The following is a 22,347-nucleotide window of genomic DNA, read 5'->3' as shown; positions in this document are numbered from 1 at the left end:
CACATGTTCCGCATCTCCCAATACATGCAGGCGCTCGCCCACCCGACCGCCCTCGGCCCCCGGCGCAGCCCGCCCGGCCCAGTGGTGATCTGGAATCTGGTGCGCCGCTGCAACCTCACCTGCAAGCACTGCTATTCGATTTCCGCCGACAAGGATTTCCCCGGCGAACTCGGCACCGATGAGGTGTTCACCGTCATGGACGACCTCAAGCGCTTCCACGTGCCCGTGCTCATCCTCTCCGGTGGCGAGCCGCTGCTGCGGCCGGACATCTACGACATCGCCAAACGCGCCAAGGACATGGGCTTCTACGTCGGTCTGTCCTCCAACGGCACCCTCATCGATGAAGACAACATCGGCCGCATCGCCGACATCGGCTTCGACTACGTCGGCGTCTCGCTCGACGGCATTGCGGAAACCCACGACCGCTTCCGCCGCATGGAGGGCGCCTACGCGAGCTCGCTGCACGGCATCCGCCTGTGTCGCGACCACGGCATCAAGGTCGGCATCCGCTTCACCCTGACCCAGGACAACGCGCAGGATCTGCCGGGGCTGCTGCAGCTGATGGAAGACGAGCGGCTCGACAAGTTCTATCTTTCCCACCTCAACTACGCCGGCCGCGGCAACACCAACCGCAAGCACGACGTGGTGCACCAGACCACCCGCCAGGCCATGGACCTGTTGTTCGATACCTGCTGGCGCTACCAGCAGGAAGGCCGTCAGAACGAGTTCGTCACCGGCAACAACGACGCCGACGGCGTGTATCTGCTGTTCTGGGTGCGCAAGCACTTCCCCGAAATGGAAGCGCACATGCGCGCCAGGCTCGCCCAGTGGGGCGGCAATTCCAGCGGCGTCAACATCGCCAACATCGACAACCTGGGCAATGTGCATCCGGACACCTTCTGGTGGAACTACACCCTGGGCAACGTAAAGGAGCGGCCCTTCTCGGAAATCTGGCCCGACACCCGCGACCCGCTGATGGCCGGCCTCAAGGCAAGCCCGCGCACGGTCAAGGGCCGCTGCGGCGAATGCGCCTATTTCGACATCTGCGGCGGCAACACCCGGGTACGCGCCTACCAGCTTAGCGGCGATCCGTGGCAGGAAGACCCGGCCTGCTACCTCGACGACGACGAAATTGGCGTCACCACGCCGCACGAGCGGCTGACGCTGACGCCTTATGTGCCACTCAAACGGGCGATGCGCGCATGAAAAAACGATTGATCACCGGCTGCCTTTTCCCGGCCATCCTGCTGCTGGCGGCACCCGTTTTCGCCGCCGAACCGGTCGCCGAACCCACTGCCGCGGCCTACGCCCAGCACTGCGCCAGCTGCCACGGCGCCGACCGCCTGGGCGGAGAGGGTCCCGCGCTGCTGCCCGAAAACCTGGAACGGCTGCGCAAGCCGGACGCGCTGAACGTCATCGCCAGCGGCCGCGCCGCCTCGCAGATGCCGGGCTTCGGCGACAAGCTTTCTGCCGCCGACATCCAGGCCGTCACCGATTTCATCTACACTCAGCCGGCGCGCGTGCCGGCCTGGGGACTGAAGGAAATCAATGTCTCGCGCATCGAGCATTTCAAGGCCGGCAGCCTGCCCGACACGCCCGCATTCAAGGCCGACATGCTCAACCTGTTCGTGGTCGTGGAAACCGGCGATCACCACGCCACCATTCTCGACGGCGACACCTTCAAGCCAATCCACCGCTTCCAGACCCACTTCGCGCTGCACGGCGGCCCCAAGTTCACGCCCGACGGACGCTACGTCTATTTCGCCTCGCGCGACGGCTGGATCGCCCGGTTCGACATCTGGAACCTCAAGACTACCCATGAAATCCGTGCGGGGATCAATACCCGCAACCTGGCCGTGTCGGGTGACGGGCGCTACGTGATCGTCGGCAACTACCTGCCGCAGACCCTGGTCATTCTCGACGCACTTGACCTGAAGCCGCTCAAGCTGATCGAGGCACAGGACGAAAACGGCAAGCATTCGCGCATATCCGCCGTCTATGATGCGGCGCCGCGCAAGAGCTTCATCGCCGCACTGAAGGACGTCAAGGAAGTGTGGGAAATCCCCTACGGCGAACACCACGAGCCAATCTATCCCGGTCTGGTGCACGACTACCGCATGGCGGAGTCGCTCGCCGACACGGGACCGTTCCCGATCCGCCGCATCCCGCTCGAGGACTACCTCGACGACTTCTACTTCGACCAGTCCTACACCCACCTGATGGGCGCCTCGCGCGACGGCGGCAAGGGCCAGGTGATCAATCTCGACGCGCGCCGCAAGGTCGCCGACCTGGATCTGCCCGGCATGCCCCACCTCGGCTCCGGGATCACCTGGGAGTATCAGGGCCGGCCGGTGATGGCCACGCCGAACCTCAAAACCGGCGTGATCAGCATCATCGACATGAAAACCTGGCAGGTGATCAAGCGCATCGCCACACTGGGCCCGGGGTTTTTCATGCGCAGCCATGAGAACACCCCCTATGCCTGGACCGACAACTTCATGAGTCCCGCCAAGGACACACTCATCATCATCGACAAGCGCACGCTGGAAATCGTGCGCAAGCTCACGCCCGTACCCGGCAAGACCGCCGCCCATGTCGAATTCACCCGCGACGGCAAGTACGCTTTGGTCAGCATCTGGGAGATGGATGGCGCTCTGGTCGTCTACGACGCGGCGACGTTCAAGGAGGTGACGCGCATTCCCATGAGCAAGCCTTCGGGCAAGTACAACGTCTATAACAAAACCACCCGCTCCGCCGGCACCAGCCATTGAGGCCGGTTTGTGCCATCCAGGGTGCCGGTGACGGGGATCGCCGGCACCGGACATCTTCGTGCGCCGGTTCGGATGCGGCCACCTGTCGTCGCATGTGCGAATCCGCAGATCTGACGAACAATTGTCCTATGCTCCGGGTAACAGCAACCAGCAAAGCGACGCTTTAAAATGAAGCCCTTCGATCCCTTGTTATTCCGGCAGCAGGCGCTACTCGATGCCGTCACGCGGCAGCTGCGTGACGGGTAATCAACCTCGGTCAGCAACGAGGCCGACGAAAGGGTTCTCGCGGCGTTCGTGCCCGAACGTGGACATCGCGCCGTGTCCCGGCACGAAGCGCACGTCATCGCCGAGCGGGAACAGCTTGTTGCGGATGGCGGCCAGCAAGGCGGCGTGGTCGCCGCGCGGAAAATCGGTGCGGCCGACCGAACCCTTGAACAGCACGTCCCCGACAAAGGCGAGCCGCGTCTCCGGCTGAAAAAACACCACATGGCCGGGGGTGTGGCCGGGGCAGTGCAGCACGTCGAAACGGATCGACCCCACCTCGACCCGGTCGCCGTCTTCCAGCCACCGGTCGGGCGTGAACGCCAGCATCGGCGGAAAGCCGAACAACTCGGCCTGCTGCGGCAGGAGGTCGAGCCAGAACTGCTCCTCACGCTGCGGGCCGATGATGGAAATGCCGAGCGCCTCGCGCAATTCCACCGCAGCGCCGACATGATCGAGGTGGCCGTGGGTGAGCAGGATTTTTTCCAGCGTGAGGCCGCGCGCAGCGACCTCCGCCAGGAGGCGTTCGGCCTCGCCGCCGGGATCGATCAGCGCCGCGCGGCCCGCGGTATCCCACACCAGCGAGCAGTTCTGTTGATACGGGGTGACGGGAAGAATGGTAAATTCCATGCAGCCATTATCCCGCCTCGCCACCATTCAACCAATCGCATTCGAACAACGCCCATGCCCGCCCCCGACGCCCTGCTGCTGATTTCCACCCACTGCCCGCACTGCCCGGCGATGCTGGCGGCACTCGCCGATCTGGTGAAACAGGGCATGATCGGCCGCCTGGAGGCGGTCAACCTGGAGCAGCGCCCCGAAGTCGGTCAGGCGCTCGGGGTGCGCTCGGTGCCGTGGCTGCGCATCGGCCGCATCGAACTCACCGGGGTGCACGGCAAGGCCGAACTCGCCGAGTGGGCAGCCAAGGCCGACAGCGAGGCGGGCCTGGCCGACTGGTTTCATGCGCTGCTGAAGGAAGGCCAGCTGCCCCGCGCGCAGGCGCTGGTCGAAGCCGACCCCACCCTGCTGGCAGCGGTTCTGCCCATCGTCGGCAATGTCGAGGCGAGCCTCAACGTGCGGCTGGGCGCCGGCGTGCTGCTGGAAAATTTCGCCGGCAGCGATACCCTGCGCGCGCTGCTGCCGCGCCTGGGCGAACTGTCGCAGCACGCCGACGCGCGGGTGCGGGCGGATGCCTGCCATTATCTGGGGCTGACCGCGGACGCCGCGGCGCGGCCGTGGCTGGAGGCGCGCATCAACGACGAGGATGCCGACGTGCGCGAAATCGCAGCGGAGAGCCTGCAAGCCATTTCAGGTTAGCGCGCAGGTTAAGCTGAATGAAATGAAGCCCAACATCGAACTCCAGTACATTGTGCGGGGATCCGCAAGGTCGGGCTTTACAGCCCAAGCTGCATCTTATTCATGAGCGTGATGATATAAGCAGATGCCATAAGCGAAGCACCGCACGTCCCATCCGGCGCAATAACCATCACGCCCGACTTCAAAACGTATTAGCAAACGCCCACGCCATGTCCGTCCCGGCCGCTTATCTCGGCGTCATCCTCATCTGGTCGACCACGCCGCTCGCCATTCAATGGAGCGCGCAGGGGGCGAGTTTCAGCTTCGCGGTGATGGCGCGGATGCTTATCGGGCTGGCGATCTGCATGCTGCTGCTCTTCGCCACCCGCACGATGCTTCCGTTTACCCCGGCCGCAAAACGCCTTTACGCCATCAACGGCCTGTCGATTTTCGTCTCCATGCTGCTCACTTACTGGGGGGCGCTGCATATTCCGTCGGGGCTGATTTCGGTGATCTTCGGGCTGTCGCCGCTGGTCACCGGCGTGTTCGCCGCGCTGTGGCTGAGTGAGCGCACGCTTACGCCGCTTCGCCTGGCGGGTCTCGGGCTGGCGCTGAGCGGCCTGTGGATTATCTTCGGCCAGCCGTGGCCGGGCGACAGCCAGGCCACACTCGGCACTGCGGCCGTGGTGATCGGGATGGCCATGCAGGCGCTGGGGCTGGTGTGGATCAAGCGCCTGAATGTGCGCGCCTCGGCGCTCGCCATCACCGCCGGCTCGCTCGGCGTGGCGACGCCGCTGTTCGTGCTGGCCTGGCTGATCGCCGACTCCGCGCAGTTGCCGCCCGACACCACGCTGCGCGCCGGCACCGCCATCGTCTACCTGGGGGTGCTGGGGTCGGTGGTGGGCTTCACGCTGTATTACTACGTGATCAAACATCTGGATGCCGGGCGCGTCGCGCTGATCATGCTGGTCACGCCCGTTTCCGCGCTGCTGCTGGGCCAGACGCTGAACGCCGAATTCATCCCGGCCAGCGGCTGGGCCGGCATCGCGCTGATCGGCGCGGGGCTGCTGCTGTACGAATGGCCGGCGCTGCGGCAGTTGAACGGACCGCGGACGAGCCCGGACACGTGATTGCCGGCATGCCTGGGACTGGCCGGTGCACACCAACGTATTATTTGTTGATATCATTATCCGAAAATAACATTGAAAGGTGCTCCATGTCCTTGATCAAGTTTTCCTGCATGACCAGCCTGCTGTTCGTGACCGCATTCGCTGCCGCGACTCCGAACCGCAACACGGACAAGCCTGCTCCACCCACCCCCGAGGCGCTGCACGAGAAGCTGACCCAGATCAGCCAGGATCCGGCCAGATTGTCCGCCGCGATCCAGCGCGGGCAGAGGGACGCGTCGGTCTGTCGGCATTGCCATGGCGCCGGCGGCAACAGTGTGCTGCCCGAGGTGCCCAATCTGGCGAGCCAGAATGCGGCTTATCTGCTGGAACAGATGAACAAGTTCGTGCAGGGACAACGCAAGTCGTCGGCCTTCATGGAGGGGATGATCAAGGCCCTGACCCCCGACGAGCGGATCGCGATCGCGCTGTTCCTGTCGCAGCAGCCGCTTGCCCACAAGCCTGCCGCCGCGCACAGCGCCGCGGGCAAGCGTCTGTACGACAAGCTGTGCGTCAGCTGCCACGGCGCCAGCGGCTACGGCAACCACATGATTCCGCGGCTGGCCGGACAGCAGGAGGCCTATCTGGAGGGCTCGCTAAAACGTTACCGCAGCGGCAACGGCGAGCGCATCGATCCGCGGATGGCCGCGTATACCCGCAACCTCAAGGATGCAGACATCCGCAACCTGGCAGCCTACCTGGCCGCGCTGCAACCCTGAATCAGGGCTTCTTGAACAGGTCGTCCGGCGTCTGCGGCGCGTCGACCCTGGCCGGCGTCCCGCCAAACAGCGCATCGAGCGCGCCGCGGCTGGTCTGCGCCATCGCCGCGCCGCCGCCCTTATAGGCTTCCGGACGCGGCACGAACCAGCCGCAATCGTTGACGCGCGTCTTGTCGGCGACGCGTTCGGCCGCCATTTCGCGGCACTGGCCGGCGCGGTGCGCGTCATAGTGGCGGCACAGCTTGCACACGTGCAGGTCGGCTCGACAACTGGGACAGGTCTCGCGGCGCGACAGCGGCAGCAGCATGCCAGCCAGGCTGGCGCCGCATTTCCAGCATTGCAGGCTCATGATGTCCACCGGACATCATGTTGCCGGCGCAATCCGTTACGCGCGCCGCTCACGTCATTCTCCTGCATCCGTGGCCGGATCGGCAAAGGTGGGGGCCGGCGCCAGTCTGCCCGCTGCCGCTGCGGCGGCATGGGTTTGCTCGACGTGCGCCAGCAGGCTCGGCGCGGGGTAGCCGTCGACCGGCAGACGGTGCATGAACTGATATTGCCGGATGGCAGTTTGCGTGCGCGGACCGAGCAGGCCGTCCGCCTCGCCGGCATCGAATCCCAAGTCGTTCAATGCCTGCTGCAGCGCTTGCAGTTGCGCCGTGCTCAGCGCACCCGCTTCGCCCGTCTGCACGGTCAGACCGTCGCCGCCCGCCACCTGTTGCGCCAGCTGCGCCACCGCCAGCGCATAATTGACCGAGCGGTTCCAGCGCATCACCACGTCGAAATTGTCGAACACCATGAAGACCGGACCCTGCCAGCCCTGCGGCACCACGATGGCCGCACGCCCGGCCACGCCCGGCAACGGGCCGCCGCCCACCGCCTTGACGCCGAGCGCCGTCCATTGCGCCACCGGCAGACGGTTGGCGATGCTCGCGCGCCGCCAGTCGAAGCCTGGTGGCGGCCGCACCTCGATGGCCACCGGCTCGCCTGTGCGCCAGCCGGCGCGCTTGAGATAGTTCGCGCCCGAGTAGAGGGCGTCGGGCAGCGATTGCCACAGGTCGATGCGGCCATCGCCGTCGCCGTCGACTGCATAGGCGCGAAAGGTCGACGGCATGAACTGCATGTGCCCCATCGCGCCGGCCCACGAGCCATTCATGCCGGCCGCGCTGACGTGCCCGGCGTCGATGATGCGCAACGCGTCGAGCAGCTGGCTGCGGAAGAACGCGCTGCGGCGACCGTCATAGGCGAGCGTGGCAAGGCTGGCCGGGATGTTGTGGCTGCCGAGAGTGGCGCCGTAATTGGTTTCCAGTCCCCAGAACGATACCAGCACGGCTTTCGGAACCCCGTGCTGCCGTTCCGCCGCATCGAGCAGCGCGGCGTGTTCGGCCATCAATTCCTGGCCGCGCGCGACCCGGCTCGCGGTGACGCGCGCCCTCAGGTAATCGGAAAACGTCTGCAGGAATTCGGGCTGGCGGCGGTCGAGCTCGACCACGCGTTCGACCGGCTTGATGCCGGTCAGCGCGGCGTCGAGGGTAGCGGCGGAAATGCCCTGCGCCGCCGCCTCCCGGCGGAAGGCGGCGAGCCAGTCGTCGAAGCCGGTCTGGGCGTGAGCGGGAAACGTCGCCAGCAGCGCCAGCAGGAAGAAAACTTTAAGCATGTTTTTGCAGCCAGTATTCCAGTAGCGCCAGATGCCACAGCTTGCTGCCCTGGATGCGGGTGTGGTGCTGCTCCGGGGCATCCAGCAGTTTATTGACGTAGGCACGGTGATACAGGCCGCGCTCGCGGCAGGCCTGTGAATTCAAAATGTCCTGCATGAAGTTCAAAAATTCTCCGCGTACGAATTTGAGTGCGGGCACCGGGAAATAACCTTTCTTGCGGTCGATCACAGCGTCCGGCACCCGCCCGCGCGCGATGCATTTCAGCACATGCTTGCCGCCGGATGCCAGCTTCAGTTCGGGCGGCATCGACGCCGCCAGTTCGACCAGCTGGTGGTCGAGGAAAGGCACGCGCGCTTCCAGCCCCCACGCCATCGTCATGTTGTCGACCCGCTTCACCGGATCGTCGGTAATCAGCATGGTCGTGTCCATGCGCAACACCTGATCGATGAATTCGTCGGCAAAAGGTTCCGCCAGATGACCCGCAATCATTTCCGCCGTGTAGTCGGAGCCGTGATATGCCGGCATGGCCATCTCGAGAAACTCGTCATGGTCGCGGTCGAAATAGTGGCGGCGAAAGCGCGCCAGCGGGCTGCCCGAGGTATCCGCCGCCATCTGCGGATACCAGAAATAACCGCCGAATACCTCGTCGGCACCCTGCCCGCTCTGCACCACCTTGACGGTCTTGCCGACCTGTTCGGCCAGCAGGTAGAACGCCACCGCGTCCTGCGCGAACATCGGCTCGGACATTTGATCCACCGCCTCGGGCAGGCGGCGCAGCACCTCGGCATTGGGGATCAGGTACTTGTGGTGGCGCGTGCCATACATCGCCGCCACCGGATCGGAGTACTCGAACTCGTTGCCGCGCTCTTCCGGCTGGTCCTCGAAACCGACCGAAAACGTCATCAGGTCGGGCGCGCCCTGCTCGGCCAGCAGCGCCACCAGAAGGCTCGAATCGAGCCCGCCGGAGAGCAGCACGCCGACCTTGACGTCGGCAATCTCGATACGTTTCTTCACCGCCTGCCTGAGGCTTTCGTGAATCGCCTCGGTCCACTCGGCATCGGTCTTCGCCACCGCCGGGCGCTGCGCCTTGAGTGACCAGTATTTTTTGTGGCTCAACTCGCCGCGCGCATTCACGGTCACGGTGGTACCGGGCGCGAGCTTGCGCACGCCGTTGAAAATCGTGCGCGGCGCCGGTACCACCGCATGCAGGGTGAACAGGTGATGCAGCGCCACTGCGTCAATACTGGTGTCGACCCCGCCCGCCGCCTGCAGCGCCTGCGGCGTCGAGGCGAAGCGGAAACAGCCGAGGTTTTCGCTGTAATACAAAGGCTTGATGCCGAGGCGATCGCGCGCCAGAAACAGCGTTTCGCGGTTCCAGATTGCGAACGCGAACATGCCGTGCAGACGCTCGACGCAGGCCTCGCCCCACTGCAGATACGCGCGCAGGATGACTTCGGTGTCGCCGTCGGAATGGAAAACATGGCCGCGCCCGATCAGCTCGGCGCGCAGTTCCGGGTAGTTGTAAATGGTGCCGTTGAACACCAGCGCAGTGCCGCTGGCGGCGTCGAGCATCGGCTGCTTCGAGTGCTCCGACAGATCGATGATCGCCAGCCGCCGGTGGCCCAGCCGCACCGGCCCGTCGGCATGCTGGCCCTCGGCATCGGGCCCGCGCCGCGCCAGCTTCGCCAGCATCCGCACCATCACCACCGCATCGGGCGCCTTATTGTCGAATCGGAATTCACCTGCTATGCCGCACATATTTACCCCTGTTATCTGCGAAGAACGCGAAGGAACGCGAAGGGAATCTGCAGAATTTTCTTCGCGTTCCTTCGCGTTCTTCGCAGATAAATATTTTGTTTCAAGCCGCCAGCGGCGGCTCGTCCATCAACGCGATCTGCTCGCGCAGTTCGAGAATACGCGCCTGCCAGTACTGCTGCGTATTGAACCACGGAAACGCAGCGGGGAAAGCCGGGTCGTCCCAGCGGCGGGCGAGCCAGGCGGCGTAGTGGATCAGCCTCAGGGTTCTGAGCGCCTCGACCAGATGCAGTTCGCGCGGGTCGAATTCGGCGAAGTCCTCGTAGCCGGTCAGGATCTCGTTCATCTGTGCCTGCTGCTCGTCGCGCTCGCCCGACAGCAGCATCCACAAGTCCTGCACCGCGGGCCCCATGCGGCTGTCGTCGAAGTCGACGAAATGCGGGCCGGCGTCGGTCCACAGCACGTTACCGGCGTGGCAGTCGCCGTGCAGGCGGATGGCGCGCACCGTGCCGGCGCGTTCGTAGCAATGCGCGACGCCGGCGAGCGCATACTCGACCACGCTGTCCCACGCGGCGACCAGATCGGGCGGCAGCCAATTGCCGTCGCGCAGGAAGTCGCGCGAGGCGGTGCCGAAGGTCTCGATATCAAGCGTCGGGCGATGCGCAAAATTCGCCTGTGCGCCCACCGCATGGATGCGGCCGAGAAAGCGCCCCATCCGGCGCAGGGTGTCGGCGCGCTCGAACTCGGGCATGCGCCCGCCCTGCTTGGGGTAGACGGCGAAGCGGAAACCGGCGTGGGTGTGGAGGGTGGCGCCATTGAGCTCCAGCGGGGCGACGACCGGGATCTCGCGCGCGGCCAGCTCGGCGGTGAACGCGTGTTCTTCGAGGATGGCGGCGTCGCGCCAGCGTTCGGGGCGGTAGAACTTGACCACCACCTGCGCTGCCGCATCCTCCACCCCCATCTGGTAGACACGGTTTTCGTAACTGTTCAGCGCCAGCAGGCGGCCGTCGGCCTTGAGGCCTGTCGCGTCGAGCGCATCGAGCGCGCAGTCGGGCGTCAGCGCGGAATAGGGGTGGGACGGGTTCATCATAAAAACAGGGTGACCGTAAAAGGCTATAAACGAATAATGCCTCATCTCCCTGGCCCTATCGCCGCGCCATGACGTCAGCCGACCCCTTCGGGATGGAAATCTCCCGTCATATCTGGGAGACCCGCTACCGCGCGCCGGGCGAGGCCGACATCGGCGCCAGCTGGCAGCGGGTGGCGCAGGCGATTGCGGCGGCAGAAAACCGGGAACGCGAGCAGTGGGCCGGACGCTTTTACCGCCTGCTCGACGGGTTCCGCTTTCTACCCGGCGGGCGCATTCTCGCCGGTGCCGGCACCGGGCACCGGGTGACGCTGTTCAACTGCTTCGTCATGGGCGAGATCGGCGACGACCTGGTCAGCATTTTCGAGGCGCTGAAGGAAGGCGCGCTCACCATGCAGCAGGGCGGCGGCGTGGGTTACGACTTTTCCACCCTGCGCCCGGCCGGCATGACGGCGCAGACGACCGGCAGCATCGCCTCCGGCCCGGTGTCCTTCATGCGCATCTGGGATGCCATGTGCGCCACCATGCTGTCAACCGGCGCGCGGCGCGGCGCGATGATGGCGACGCTGCGCTGCGACCACCCCGATATCGAAATCTTCGTCGACGCCAAGCGCGATGCCGCGGCGCTGCGGCATTTCAACCTGTCGGTGCTGGTCAGCGACGATTTCATGGCGGCGGTGGCGGGCAACCGCGACTGGCCGCTGATTTTCCCCGTGCACGAAGGCGAGCCGGCCGACGGCCCCTTGCTGCAGCGCCGCTGGACCGGCAGCGCCGCGCCGGCGCCCTGCCGCGTGCTGCGCACGGTGAAGGCACGCGAGCTGTGGCAGCGCATCCTGCGCGCGGCCTACGACACCGCCGAACCGGGGGTGCTGTTCGTCGACCGGATCAATCGCGAGAACAACCTGCACGACCGCGAAATGATCAGCGCCACCAACCCCTGCGGCGAAATTCCCCTGCCGCCCTACGGCGCCTGCGACCTCGGCTCGCTCAACCTGGTTGCCTTCGTGGCCGCGCCTTTCGCTGCCGACGCCCGCCTCGATCTGGATGCGCTGGCCGACGCGGCGCGACTCGCGGTGCGCTTTCTCGACAACGTCGTCGACATCTCGCGCTATCCGCTGCCGGCGCAGGCCAAACAGGCGCACCGCACGCGGCGCCTCGGGCTCGGCATCACCGGACTGGCCGACGCGCTGGTGCTGCTCGGCCTCGACTACGACAGCGAGGCCGCGCGCGCGCTGGCCACACGCACGATGCAGACCCTGCGCGACGCGGCCTATCGCGCGTCCGTCGAGCTCGCCCGCGAGAAAGGCCCATTTCCCGGGTTCGCGCGTGAAGCCTTCCTGGCAAGCGGCTTCGCCTCCCGGCTGCCGGAAGACATTCGCGACGCCATCGCCGCGCATGGCATCCGCAACAGCCATCTTCTGGCCATCGCTCCGGCCGGCACCATCAGCCTGCTGGCGAACAATCTTTCCAGCGGCATCGAGCCGGTCTTCGCCGCCGAGGCCGAACGCCGCGTGCTGGGAACGGACGGCAGCTACCGCACCCATCGCGTGGTCGACCACGCCTGCCACCTGTGGCGGCAACAGGGTGGAAACGGCACGCCGCCGACCCTGGCCGAGGCACGGCAGATCGATCCGCTGGCCCACCTGCAGATGCAGGCCGCGCTGCAGCCGTTCGTCGACAACGCCATTTCCAAGACCATCAATGTCGCCGCCGACTATCCGTTCGAACGCTTCGAGGCGCTTTACCGGCAGGCGCATGCGCTCGGCCTCAAGGGCTGCACCGTTTTCCGTCCCAATCCGGTCACCGGCGCCATTCTCAGCCAGTCGCCGGAAGGCGAACAGGTACACTGCTGCGGTCTGGAACGCGAGGCCGATTAGGCCGCTAAATGAAACCACCCCCCGCCCATCTCAGTAAAACCCGCATCGGCCTCGCCCTCGGCGGCGGCTCGGCACGCGGCTGGGCGCACATCGGCGTGATCCGCGCCCTGCAGGACGCCGGCATCGAGCCGGACATCGTCTGCGGCACCTCGATCGGCGCCCTGGTGGGCGCCGCCTATGTGGGGGGCGAACTCGACCCACTGGAAGCCTGGGTGCGCAGCCTGCACCTGCAGACCGTGGTGAGCTTCCTCGATTTTTCGCTCAGCGGCGGGCTGATCAAGGGCGAGAAGCTGATCGGGTTTTTCCGCAGCCATTTTGTCGATCGCGACATCCGCGAACTGGCGCGTCCATTCGGCGCCGTCGCCACCGATCTGCAGCGCGGCCGCGAAGTATGGCTGCGCGAGGGCCCGGTGACCGACGCGGTGCGGGCCTCGATCGCGCTGCCCGGGCTGTTCACCCCGGTACAGCTCGGTGGCAGCTGGCTGGTCGACGGCGGCCTGGTCAATCCGGTGCCGGTGTCGCTGTGCCGCGCGATGGGGGCGGACCTTGTCATCGCGGTCGACCTGAACACCGACCGGCTGAGCCGTAACCTCAAGCCCAAACCTGCCAAAATGCCGCGCAAGCGTGCCGCCGCCGAGCCCGAAACCCTGGCCGACGCGGTGAGGATGCGCATCGAGACAGGCATGTCGCAACTCGGCATCAACTACGAGGCGGGACCCAAAATTCCCGCCATGCTCGATGTGGTGGCGAGCAGCATCAACATCATGCAGGTGCTGATCACGCGTAGCCGGCTCGCAGGCGATCCGCCCGACGTAACGATGGCGCCGCGACTCGCGGATCTGGGATTGATGGAGTTTCACCGCGCCGGCGTCGCCATCGATGCTGGCCGACATGCCGCCGAGGCCGTCATGCCGCAGCTACAGGCGCATCTGGATGATTCAGACTGAAACGGAAAGAAAAATCATGACGCGCAGCCGCAAAGTGCCAGCTTGCGCGCGCGATCCAGCCGCTTGATCGCCGCCTCGCGCCGCGTGGCTTCCGCGCGGCTGACTGCGGCTTCGGCATGGATTAGTTGCACTGGACGGCGGGTTCGGGTGTAGCGGGCGCCCAGCGAGCCGTCGCCGTTGTGTTGCGCGATACGGCGAACGATATCGGTGGTGATACCGGTGTAAAGCGAGCCGTCGGCGCAGCGCAGCATGTAGACACACCATGCTGCGGCGCTGGCGCCGTCGGTCGCCATCAGATCAGACGTCGACAGACAATTGTTGCGCCCACAGCAGCGCATCCATGTGCACGGCGTTGATGTCGTCCACCTCGCGCCCGATCTGTTTGGCCAGAGCCTCGATGCTGCTCTGGTCGTCCTGCTCGCAGGCAATCGCCAGCGCCAGGTAGGGCGCGTAGGGTCCGCGCTGCGCGGTAATGGCCTCGGTGATTTCGGCGGGCAGGCTGATCTGCTTCAGCACCTGTTCCATCGGCATCCCCATCACAACATCGAGCAGCGAAAACAGCCCGGCGACGAAAATTTCGTCGCGCGCCTTGGCGAACAGCGCACGCCCGGCCAGTTGCTCGGCCACGCGGCCGCGCACCAGGGCATTTTCCAGCACAGCCTGGTCGAGTTCCTGGGCCTTGCCGCCGGTAAACAGGATCAGCGTCAGCCAGCGATACAGCTTGTCCTGTCCCATCACCATCAGGGCCTGCTCGATACCGCCGATCTTGTTCGTCAGGCCCATGCCGGGGGAATTGACATAACGCAGCAGACGCACCGACAGTGTCGGGTCGTGGCGGAACTGCGCCGCCAGCTCCGGCTGCTCGGCCCCGCTGCGCACCCGGTTCATCAGGTCCAGCACCTTGGCGCGCGACGGCCCCATGGTGGGATTGTCGAGGGTTTCGCGGCGGGTGATGAAGGGTCCCATGAACAGCGCAAACTGCAGCTTATGACACATGTGGAACGCTTCCAGCGTTTGCACGCCGGTCGCGACAAAGCGCTTGCCTGTGGCCACCTTGGACACGGCTGAGATTTGCGCGGTAATGGCGGGAATGTCCTCGCTGTTGACGTCCACCAGCACATAATCCGCATGCTGCAGCAGCGCATGCCATTCGGGCCGCGCCACCTCGTCGGCATGGACGGCAAAGCTGAAACCACGCGACTTCAGCTCACCCAGGCGGGCCAGCATAGGTTGGTCGGCCGGGGGCTGGGCGACGACATTCAGGAGCAGCACCGTACCGGTAGCGGGCCAGCTATCGATTAGCGGAAGATCCAGGCTGGCCGGCGCAATCGGCACGAATGCCAGCCGCTGGCCCAGCAGGCGTGCGATATCCATACGCTCAAGGTTGCCGAGCAGGGCCTCGTCGTAGAGACGCTGCACATCGGGCAGGTTCGAATCGCTCTGGTCGTCCAGCGCGCGGCGCAGCATAAAAGTATAGGCGGCCACTTTCTGGTCGCGGCCCAGCATGGCCTCGCGACGCATCACCGAGGCCGGCTTGGCGACCGGCTTGGCGACCGGTTTGGCGGGCGGTTTGGCTACCGGTTCTGCCGCAGCCGCAGCCGTGCGAGGCGGCGCGGCGGCCTCCTTGTTATTACCCGACAACATTCCGACAAGACGATTCAGCACGCTTCATTCCTCCACGACAAACCCGGGCGTATCTGTAGCGTAATCGGCAGCGCTGCGCGAGACTGAAGCCTTCCTGCAGAATGTTTTACATGACTTACAGTGAACGCTTGATCGAGACGATGCCGCGCACCATGCCGGGCGCATAGCCGGTGGCCTTGTCCAGCGGATATTCGGCAGCGAGCCGTTCCTTCACGCCTTCGGGGATATCAGCCGGGCCGCCGTGACAGGTCAGGCACATGGGCTGCACCGGCAGCGCCTTGGCGTAACGGAACTGTTTGCCGCCCGACGTGGACACGATCTGCCAGGTGTCGAGCGTTTCCGGCTTTTCGCCGGCGGCCAGGCGCTTTTCCAGCCCGGCCTGGGCTTCGGCTTCCCATGCGTCGGGTATGCCGGCGGGATTGCGGTTTTTCGGGCTGACGCGCTTGACATCAAAGTTGAACTGCTTCGACATGTCGGCGGCAATCTGCGGTGCGCGTTCCTTGCATACGTTGATCGCACCCGCCGGGCCTTGTTCCTTGATCGCGGTTTTCAGCTCACCGCCGAGTTTCTGGATCAGCGCACCGCTGGCCTTGCGCGCATCGGCCGCCATGGCGGCCTGTTCTTCGGCACTGGGGCCACTGGCGCACGCGGCAAGCATGACGGGCAGGGCAAGGGCAATCAAAGCAGGCGCTTTCATGGGAGTTCTCCGGATAGGGATAAGGAACGATAATTCTAGCAACGCGTCGCTGTTATGCTAACGATACAGCATGAAACATTTCCAAACACAGTCGCGGGGTCCAAAATTGACCAAGAACCTTTCCCAGTATTTTTTTCGCGGCCTGATCACCGCCCTGCCGCTCGGGCTGACGGTCTACCTGCTCTATGTCTTCCTGAGCTGGAGCGAATCAGTGGCGATGCAACTAATCCGGCCATTCATCGGCAGGCTTTACGTGCCGGGTATGGGCCTGCTGCTGGGTATTGCCGGCATCATCCTGCTCGGTATGCTGATGTCGCAGCGCGGCATGGGCAAGCTGCTGTCGCTGGTGGAACTGCCCTTCACCAATCTGCCGGTGGTGAAAAGCATTTATTCTTCGTTCAAGAGCTTTGCCGACTATTTTTCACCCCAACGCAACCGGACCACGCAGCAGACGGTGGTGGCGCTCAGGCTGCCGGGGCAGCCGCTCGAACTGGTGGGACTGGTCACGCGTCAAAACGTCGGCGACCTGCCCGCCGGCTTTCTGCAGGGCGACCGCGTGGCGGTTTATCTGCCGATGGGTTACATGATCGGCGGCTACACGGTTTTCGTGCCGCGCGATTGGGTGCAGCCGATCGACATGTCGGTGGAAGAAGCGATGCGCTCGGCGCTGTTCGCCTGGATGAGCTCGGCTGCCCCGGCCGCTGCGCCCGATCGCCGGCAGCCATGATCCGGTCGCGCCAACCGCGGAAGTAGCGTTCAGTTCCCATGCAGATCGAATGCTTCGCTCAGCGCCTGCTCAACCCGTTTCGCGGGGTGGTGCATACGATTCGTTTCGCATCGGCCGAAGCGGTGACGACCGACGGCATCGAATGGGATATCTATGTGGCCAACGACGCGCTGCTCGACGGCCTCGGACGCGCCGGCAAACGCGCACAGATCTCCGACATCCGCTACGGCCACTGGTCGGCGGAAAAGGGACTCAAGCGCGGGCCGCTGTATCCGTCCGACGATTTCCGGCGACTGGAGGAGATGGGCGCAGTGGTGTACGAGCACTTGCTTCGTGTGCATCGCGACGTGCCATTCAGGTTCCGCGACCCATTCGAGCTCTGGCTGCTCGACCGCAACGACCAGCCGCTGGCGCTGCTGCACAGCGTACGCGCCGACAGCGAAACCGACACCCGGCCGCCGCTCGACTGGCGCGCCGGCATGGCCGCGCAGGAACAATTCCGTAGCGCGGCCGCCGATCCGGCCGAGCCCGCCGGAGTGACTCTGACGCGTTATGTAAACAGCCTCGCCAGCGGCGTGGCACAATGGTTTCGCCGTTCCGACGACGGCGACGGGCTGGGGCTGCACACGCTCAAGGGGGGCGACGAATTACGCGGGCGCGTGCTCGACGCCGAAGCCTTCCCGCCGCTGTTCATCGCCACCGCCGGTATGGATGCGGCGCACGCCCGGCTGGTGCGCGACTATCACACCTGGCAGGCGCCATGGCTGCTGCTGTTGCCGCAGCTCGACCCCGCCACCCGCAGCGCGCTCGAGGCCTGCGCCTGCCAGCAGGCCGAGCTGGTCGAAAAGCACTGCCGGCTGTATCCCGCCATCATCGATCGCCCGGCACTGCAGGCGGCACGGGTGGAGGCAGCGCTGCTGCGCAGCCAGCCGCGCATGGACAAACAGGACGAGGTGATGCCGATGTGCTACATCGAGCTCAGCGTGAGCGCGGATGAGTGATCGGCCGGCCAAAGTTCCGCCGGATCACATCCGCACCGGCTCGAAGGTCGCATCGAGATTCTGGTCGTCGCAATAATCGAGAAAATCGCCGCGCAGGGTGGCGATGTGGGCATCGGCGGGAATGCCGAGCGTCATGTGCACGGCAAACATCGGCGCGCCGGTGTGCGGCGCAGGATAGGTCTCGGTGTCGAGCGCCTCGATGTTGATGTGCAGGCGCGCAAAGAAATTGGCAAGGCTGTTGACGATGCCGGGCTGGTCGAGCGCGGCGACTTCGACGGTATACGGGATCAATGGCTTTTCCGGGCGAGTGGGGCGGGTGCGCTGCTGGGTGAGTGCCAGGCCGAGTTCCTCGCCCACTGCCGGCAGGCGGGCTTCCAGCTTGGCCAGTGCGTCCCAGCTGCCGGACACGCGCATCAGCAGGGCAAAGCGCCCGCCAAGCGCGGCCATACGCGATTCCTCGATGTTGCAGGCGGATTCGCTGATGCGACGGGTAAAGCCTTCCACCAGGCCAATTTTGTCTTCACCGCTGGCGGTGATGACGAGGGATTCGGTGTCGCTTGCCATTAAATTAATTCCCTATCGGACAGTTCTTTTTTGATATACGCGTAGAACACGGGTGCGGCGATCACGCCCGGCACGCCGAAAGCCGCCTCCATTACCAGCATGGCGATGAGCAACTCCCACGCGCGCGCCTTGATCTGACCGCCAATGATACGGGCATTCACGAAATATTCGAGCTTGTGGATGATGACCAGGAAGGCAAGCGAGCCGGCGGCAACGTAGAGCGAATGCGACAGCGAAATGATGACGACGATGGTGTTGGAAATGAGATTACCCAGCACCGGCAGCAGACCGACGACAAATGTGACCAGCACCATGGTCTTGACGAAAGGCAGCTCGACGCCGAACGCTGGCAGGATCAGGACAAGATAGGTCCAGGTCAGCAGGGCATTGAGCGCGGAGATCCACATCTGCGCGAATACCACGCGGCGGAACGCTTCGGCCAGACGGTGGACGCGTTCGCACAGGGCTTGCGCCAGCGGCGCCATCATTTGGTACGGCGAGGCTTCGCGCAGCGCGACAAAGCTGCCGATGATGAAGCCGACCAGGATCAGCAACAGCACGCGGCCGGCGTCACCACCCAGTTTGCGCAGGTCCTGCGCATGGATGCGCAGCCATTCGACCAGGCCGGCGCGAATCACCGATTCGTCGCCCTGCGGCAGCCATTCTCGGGCCCACGGCGGCAGCAATTCGCGCGAATTTTCGATAACCTCGGCCATCTTGGTGAGCAGGCCGGCAAGGCCGCCCTCGGTGCGCAGATAGAGGATGGCGCCCGCGGTAACGCCGCCCAACGCACCCAGCACGATGAGGGTGATCAAGGACACCACCAGCACCTTGGACCAGGTATGGTCGAGCTTGCCGATGACGAACCGCGGCGCCAACAGGTGGACAAGCTGCACCACCAGCAGGCCGGCAAGCAGGGCCGGCAACAGCCGCAGGTAAAGGACAAGCAGCAAGCCACTGGCCGTCATCAGCCAGGCAGCAATCTGATAACGGGTGGCGGGGACGAGCGTGGCGATGGTCATGGCCGCCACGATGCCAACAAAGCGGGCGCGGAGCAAGGGGGACGATACGATATTCCGGTATGGCGTCCCGACTTGGTACTGCTTTCCGGAAATCCCTGCGGACGCTGCTGCCCGCCGGCAGCCTGCCGACCGCGCCCGGGGACACCCGGCCGTTCGAGTCGCGCCACCCCGACGTGGCGGCGATCCTCAACGCAGCACAAACGCGCTGATCGGTGCCCTGCCAACCGATTGCTGAAGCGGCTGCCCATTCCGGCTTATCATATGGCATTCGAAAAAGCACCGCGCCCGCCGCGCGGGCTGCCCGCATAATAGCGTGTCGCTTCACCTTCAACGGAGACCCAATGCCAACCCCCTTGAACATCATTCTCATCGACGATCATCCCCTGCTGCGCATGGGCGTGGCGGGCTACATCCAGCAGGAGCCGGATCTGACGCTCACCGCGCAGCTGGCCAACGCCGCCGAGCTGCGCGCCTGGCTGGCGGCGGGCAACCGCGCCGATGCCGCGCTGCTCGACCGTTCGCTGCCCGACACCGACGGCCTCGACCTCGTCTCCGACCTGCGCGACCTCGGCATCAAGGTCATCATGCTCACCATTGCCGACTCCGACGAGGAGATCTCCGAAGCGATCTCGTCCGGTGTCGACGGCTATGTCGTCAAGTCCAGCGAGCCCGACCAGGTACTCGCCGCCATCCGCAGCGTATGCGACGGCCAGAGCAGCTTCCCGCTCAACATCATGCAGAAGATGGCGCGCGGCGAACTCAACAACAGCGCGCTATCGGCACTGACCGCGCGCGAAATGGAAATCGTCAACCACGTGAAAGAAGGCCACTCCAACAAGGCCATCGCCTACAAGATGACCCTGTCGGAAAACACTGTGCGCAATCACCTGCGCAACATCATGGAAAAGCTCAACCTGCGCAACCGCGTCCAGGTCGCCACCCTGGCGCTGAAGGAAGACCATAAGCGGCACTGAGCCGCCACCTATTTCCCGGGCTGGCTGGCCGGCCGTAGGGGTTTCTGTCCTGTTTTAATCAAGTTTCTGCCAGGCCCGGCAGTCCGGGTCAGCACAGTGCTGGACGGGCTCGAATCCGCCCGGTGCGGACTCCAAAATAGAATTTCGAAACTTCCGTTCCTCGGCTTGTGTGCCAATCGACGCCTGCGGCTAACGGTCGCTCGGCAATGACCATTTTTAAAGATATTGAATGGGAGCTTTCGACCCCGAAGGGCCGTTCGGCCATCTGCACCATGAAGGTCAGCTATCTGAGGTGAAGCCGCCGTTCGCCAGTTGGTCGTGGACCTCGGCTCATCGGCCGACGTCCCCCCGGTTTTCAGTAGCACTCGGCTTTAGAGTCCGGGGGTTAATGTAGCCGATTTGTCGGCCAGTTTCTTGGCGTAGGCCGACGGTGTCAGGCCACCCAGCGATTTCTTCGGCCTCTCCTCGTTGTACTCGCGCCGCCATGCCTCGATCACCGCACGGGCGTGGGCCAAGCTGACGAACCAGTGCTCGTTCAGGCATTCGTCGCGCAGGCGACCGTTGAACGACTCGATGTAAGCGTTCTGGTTTGGCTTGCCGGGCTCGATCAGAAACAACCTCACACTGCGCGCTTGCGCCCACGTCAGCATTACTCGGCCACAGAATTCCTTGCCGTTGTCGGTGCGGATCGCCTGCGGCAATCCACGCTCCAGGGCCAGCCGGTCCAGAATGCGCGTCAGCGCGTGGCCACCAATGGCACGCTCGGGCACGACGGCCACGGCTTCGTGCGTGGCGTCGTCCACGACCGTCAGGCACTTGATGACGCGTCCTTCGGCCGTCCGATCGAACACGAAATCCATCGACCAGACCTGGTTGGCGGACAGGGGGCGTCCCAACGGCTGTCGATCCGCCACCGGCACCTTTTTGCGCCGGCGACGCCGTACCTGGAGGCCCGCTTCGGCATAGAGCCGTTCGACACGCTTGTGATTCACCGGCATCCCGGCCTGGCGCAATTTCAGGTAGATCATGCCAGCGCCATAGCGGCGATGCCGATGCGCCAGTGCCACGATTCGATCGCGCAGGTCCTGGTTTTGGTCTGGCGCGGGTTGGTAGCGATAGGCACTGGCACTCATGCCGACGACGCGCAGGGCATGCCGTTCGCTCAATCCGTGGCCTGCCAGGTGGCGCACCAGTTCGCGGCGTGCCGGTGCCTTCACCACTTTTTTCGGAGCGCCTCACGCGTGACCTCGTTCTCCAGCATCGCTTCGGCAAGCAGCTTCTTCAGGCGGGTGTTTTCGGTCTCCAGTTCCTTCAGGCGCTTGGCGTCAGACACGTTCATGCCGCCGAACTTGCTGCGCCAGAGGTAGTAGCTGGCTTCAGAGAAACCGTGCCGGCGACACAGCTCCTTGATCGGCAGGCCCGCTTCCGCCTCCCGCAGGAATCCAATGATCCGCTCTTCCGTGAAACGCTTCTTCATGTCCAATCTCCTTCGTCAGTGGGATTGGACTCTAAAGCTACGTGCTACTCAAACTGGGGGGACGTCGGCCACCCAGTGGTTTCATCCGATGCGCCGCAATCTGAGTAAGAAAAACTGCGAGCTGGCCGATGCAGACGTGCACGCATCCTGAAGCACTACCTCGACCAGCTACCCGCTAATGCCGATACCACCAAGGCGACTTCGGAAGCAAGTGGCTCGACAACGCCGATTTCAGTTACTGGAAAATCACGGTTGAACGTCCGTTGCGCGTCGAGAGCCAACTCAAGCGCAGCGCCATTGAAACACTGCGTTTTGCCACGGGTGATGAAGCACTGTGCAGCGAAATTTACGCCAAGCACGGCGACACGCTGTACACGAAGTTCGGCCAACTGAGGCCCGAGATCGAAGCGTGGTTGAAGTGGGACGACAAAGATGCCAACGACGAGTCGGATGACGAAGACAGCAAGTCCACCAAAAAGGCTGTGCCAGAAAAGCGCCGCAAGAGACTGCTCGACACGGCCACCTGACCAAGCTTTCCCACATTGGAAAGACTATTCATGGGTCTGCAGGCCGCATGACCACCTAAGAGCGCTCGGGCATGCCCGATTGGCAGGTTTATGGTTATTTCTTGGCGGTTTTATGCCTTAGGGTCAGTAATCACCCGTCTTGGGCTCGTCTTCGACGATCATGATTTTCATGATGGGAGC

General features: G+C 64.5%; 23 protein-coding genes. 12 read left to right on the top strand and 11 right to left on the bottom strand.

Going from position 1 to position 22,347, the window contains the following annotated elements; translation table 11 throughout:
* The first annotated feature begins 3 nt into the window (after nucleotides 1–3).
* Together nirJ and ACZ41T_RS09955 are read left to right on the top strand one after the other, a co-directional pair.
* Nucleotides 4–1,206 (top strand): heme d1 biosynthesis radical SAM protein NirJ, encoded by a 1,203-nt coding sequence (gene nirJ, locus ACZ41T_RS09960; RefSeq protein ID WP_464921244.1) that lies wholly within the window; start codon nucleotides 4–6, stop codon nucleotides 1,204–1,206.
* Nucleotides 1,203–2,771: a cytochrome D1 domain-containing protein gene (locus ACZ41T_RS09955; protein ID WP_464921243.1), complete on the top strand. Its 1,569-nt coding sequence runs from the start codon at nucleotides 1,203–1,205 to the stop codon at nucleotides 2,769–2,771. Before nirJ ends, ACZ41T_RS09955 begins: the two co-directional genes overlap by 4 nt.
* Before the next feature lie 246 nt (nucleotides 2,772–3,017).
* On the opposite strand, the gene ACZ41T_RS09950 is transcribed toward ACZ41T_RS09955, so the two are convergent.
* Nucleotides 3,018–3,662 carry an MBL fold metallo-hydrolase gene (locus ACZ41T_RS09950; RefSeq protein ID WP_464921242.1) on the bottom strand — a complete coding sequence of 215 codons (645 nt, stop codon included), beginning with the start codon at nucleotides 3,660–3,662 and terminating at the stop codon, nucleotides 3,018–3,020.
* 54 nt (nucleotides 3,663–3,716) lie between these two features.
* Here ACZ41T_RS09950 and ACZ41T_RS09945 point away from each other — a divergent pair, with 54 nt between their 5' ends.
* The 3 genes from ACZ41T_RS09945 (at nucleotide 3,717) to ACZ41T_RS09935 (ending at nucleotide 6,213) form a co-directional block, all read left to right on the top strand.
* Nucleotides 3,717–4,349, top strand: a complete 633-nt coding sequence (locus tag ACZ41T_RS09945; protein ID WP_464921241.1) for a HEAT repeat domain-containing protein — start codon at nucleotides 3,717–3,719, stop codon at nucleotides 4,347–4,349.
* A 209-nt stretch (nucleotides 4,350–4,558) separates the two neighbouring features.
* A complete protein-coding gene (locus ACZ41T_RS09940) occupies nucleotides 4,559–5,458 on the top strand; it encodes a DMT family transporter (protein WP_464921240.1) in 900 nt (299 codons plus the stop codon).
* Nucleotides 5,459–5,544: 86 nt separating this feature from the next.
* The gene (locus ACZ41T_RS09935) at nucleotides 5,545–6,213 is read left to right on the top strand and encodes a c-type cytochrome (protein ID WP_464921239.1); all 669 of its coding nucleotides are present in this window, start codon (nucleotides 5,545–5,547) and stop codon (nucleotides 6,211–6,213) included.
* Nucleotide 6,214: 1 nt separating this feature from the next.
* Here the strand turns inward: ACZ41T_RS09935 and ACZ41T_RS09930 are convergent, their stop codons facing one another.
* The 4 genes from ACZ41T_RS09930 to ACZ41T_RS09915 all read right to left on the bottom strand — a co-directional run bounded on the left by ACZ41T_RS09930 (nucleotide 6,215) and on the right by ACZ41T_RS09915 (nucleotide 10,713).
* On the bottom strand, nucleotides 6,215–6,562 hold the full coding sequence (locus ACZ41T_RS09930; protein WP_464921238.1) for a hypothetical protein: 348 nt from the start codon (nucleotides 6,560–6,562) through the stop codon (nucleotides 6,215–6,217).
* A 54-nt stretch (nucleotides 6,563–6,616) separates the two neighbouring features.
* Nucleotides 6,617–7,867 (bottom strand): lytic murein transglycosylase, encoded by a 1,251-nt coding sequence (locus tag ACZ41T_RS09925; protein WP_464921237.1) that lies wholly within the window; start codon nucleotides 7,865–7,867, stop codon nucleotides 6,617–6,619.
* Entirely contained in the window at nucleotides 7,860–9,626 is a 1,767-nt protein-coding gene (locus ACZ41T_RS09920; protein WP_464921236.1) for an N-acetylglutaminylglutamine amidotransferase, read from the bottom strand. Before ACZ41T_RS09920 ends, ACZ41T_RS09925 begins: the two co-directional genes overlap by 8 nt.
* Before the next feature lie 100 nt (nucleotides 9,627–9,726).
* Complete coding sequence (locus ACZ41T_RS09915; protein WP_464921235.1) at nucleotides 9,727–10,713, bottom strand: serine/threonine protein kinase; 987 nt, start codon at nucleotides 10,711–10,713, stop codon at nucleotides 9,727–9,729.
* Between the two features lie 68 nt (nucleotides 10,714–10,781).
* Here ACZ41T_RS09915 and ACZ41T_RS09910 point away from each other — a divergent pair, with 68 nt between their 5' ends.
* Together ACZ41T_RS09910 and rssA are read left to right on the top strand one after the other, a co-directional pair.
* Nucleotides 10,782–12,587 carry an adenosylcobalamin-dependent ribonucleoside-diphosphate reductase gene (locus ACZ41T_RS09910; RefSeq protein WP_464921234.1) on the top strand — a complete coding sequence of 602 codons (1,806 nt, stop codon included), beginning with the start codon at nucleotides 10,782–10,784 and terminating at the stop codon, nucleotides 12,585–12,587.
* 8 nt (nucleotides 12,588–12,595) lie between these two features.
* Nucleotides 12,596–13,534 carry a patatin-like phospholipase RssA gene (rssA, locus tag ACZ41T_RS09905; protein ID WP_464921233.1) on the top strand — a complete coding sequence of 313 codons (939 nt, stop codon included), beginning with the start codon at nucleotides 12,596–12,598 and terminating at the stop codon, nucleotides 13,532–13,534.
* Between the two features lie 14 nt (nucleotides 13,535–13,548).
* Here rssA and ACZ41T_RS09900 read toward each other — a convergent pair whose 3' ends face one another.
* From ACZ41T_RS09900 to ACZ41T_RS09890, 3 genes are all read right to left on the bottom strand, one after another.
* Nucleotides 13,549–13,827, bottom strand: a complete 279-nt coding sequence (locus ACZ41T_RS09900) for a GIY-YIG nuclease family protein (protein WP_464921232.1) — start codon at nucleotides 13,825–13,827, stop codon at nucleotides 13,549–13,551.
* Nucleotides 13,828–13,831: 4 nt separating this feature from the next.
* Nucleotides 13,832–15,199 carry an EAL and HDOD domain-containing protein gene (locus ACZ41T_RS09895; protein WP_464921231.1) on the bottom strand — a complete coding sequence of 456 codons (1,368 nt, stop codon included), beginning with the start codon at nucleotides 15,197–15,199 and terminating at the stop codon, nucleotides 13,832–13,834.
* Nucleotides 15,200–15,293: 94 nt separating this feature from the next.
* The gene (locus ACZ41T_RS09890; RefSeq protein ID WP_464921230.1) at nucleotides 15,294–15,875 is read right to left on the bottom strand and encodes a Tll0287-like domain-containing protein; all 582 of its coding nucleotides are present in this window, start codon (nucleotides 15,873–15,875) and stop codon (nucleotides 15,294–15,296) included.
* Between the two features lie 106 nt (nucleotides 15,876–15,981).
* On the opposite strand from ACZ41T_RS09890, the gene ACZ41T_RS09885 reads away from it, so the two are divergent.
* Together ACZ41T_RS09885 and ACZ41T_RS09880 are read left to right on the top strand one after the other, a co-directional pair.
* Nucleotides 15,982–16,602, top strand: a complete 621-nt coding sequence (locus tag ACZ41T_RS09885) for a DUF502 domain-containing protein (protein ID WP_464921229.1) — start codon at nucleotides 15,982–15,984, stop codon at nucleotides 16,600–16,602.
* 38 nt (nucleotides 16,603–16,640) lie between these two features.
* Nucleotides 16,641–17,603 (top strand): hypothetical protein, encoded by a 963-nt coding sequence (locus ACZ41T_RS09880; protein ID WP_464921228.1) that lies wholly within the window; start codon nucleotides 16,641–16,643, stop codon nucleotides 17,601–17,603.
* 24 nt (nucleotides 17,604–17,627) lie between these two features.
* On the opposite strand, the gene ACZ41T_RS09875 is transcribed toward ACZ41T_RS09880, so the two are convergent.
* A complete protein-coding gene (locus ACZ41T_RS09875; RefSeq protein WP_464921227.1) occupies nucleotides 17,628–18,167 on the bottom strand; it encodes a glycine cleavage system transcriptional repressor in 540 nt (179 codons plus the stop codon).
* The gene (locus tag ACZ41T_RS09870; protein WP_464921226.1) at nucleotides 18,167–19,225 is read right to left on the bottom strand and encodes an AI-2E family transporter; all 1,059 of its coding nucleotides are present in this window, start codon (nucleotides 19,223–19,225) and stop codon (nucleotides 18,167–18,169) included. Before ACZ41T_RS09870 ends, ACZ41T_RS09875 begins: the two co-directional genes overlap by 1 nt.
* A gap of 23 nt (nucleotides 19,226–19,248) precedes the next feature.
* Between ACZ41T_RS09870 and ACZ41T_RS09865 the strand changes: the two genes are divergently transcribed.
* Both ACZ41T_RS09865 and ACZ41T_RS09860 read left to right on the top strand, forming a co-directional pair.
* Nucleotides 19,249–19,398 (top strand): hypothetical protein, encoded by a 150-nt coding sequence (locus ACZ41T_RS09865; protein ID WP_464921225.1) that lies wholly within the window; start codon nucleotides 19,249–19,251, stop codon nucleotides 19,396–19,398.
* A gap of 132 nt (nucleotides 19,399–19,530) precedes the next feature.
* Nucleotides 19,531–20,163, top strand: a complete 633-nt coding sequence (locus ACZ41T_RS09860) for a response regulator (RefSeq protein ID WP_464921224.1) — start codon at nucleotides 19,531–19,533, stop codon at nucleotides 20,161–20,163.
* Between the two features lie 371 nt (nucleotides 20,164–20,534).
* On the opposite strand, the gene ACZ41T_RS09855 is transcribed toward ACZ41T_RS09860, so the two are convergent.
* A protein-coding gene (locus tag ACZ41T_RS09855; protein ID WP_464921223.1) for an IS3 family transposase occupies nucleotides 20,535–21,640 on the bottom strand; the annotation gives its coding sequence in 2 pieces (ribosomal slippage) (nucleotides 20,535–21,382 and nucleotides 21,382–21,640; 1,107 coding nt in all).
* Nucleotides 21,641–21,903: 263 nt separating this feature from the next.
* Here ACZ41T_RS09855 and ACZ41T_RS09850 point away from each other — a divergent pair.
* Nucleotides 21,904–22,167, top strand: coding sequence for a hypothetical protein (locus tag ACZ41T_RS09850; protein WP_464921222.1), 264 nt, complete (start codon nucleotides 21,904–21,906; stop codon nucleotides 22,165–22,167).
* Nucleotides 22,168–22,347 lie beyond the last annotated feature (180 nt).

The organism is Thiobacillus thiophilus (assembly GCF_055378705.1).
This window is presented reverse-complemented; position numbering and strand designations above follow the sequence as displayed.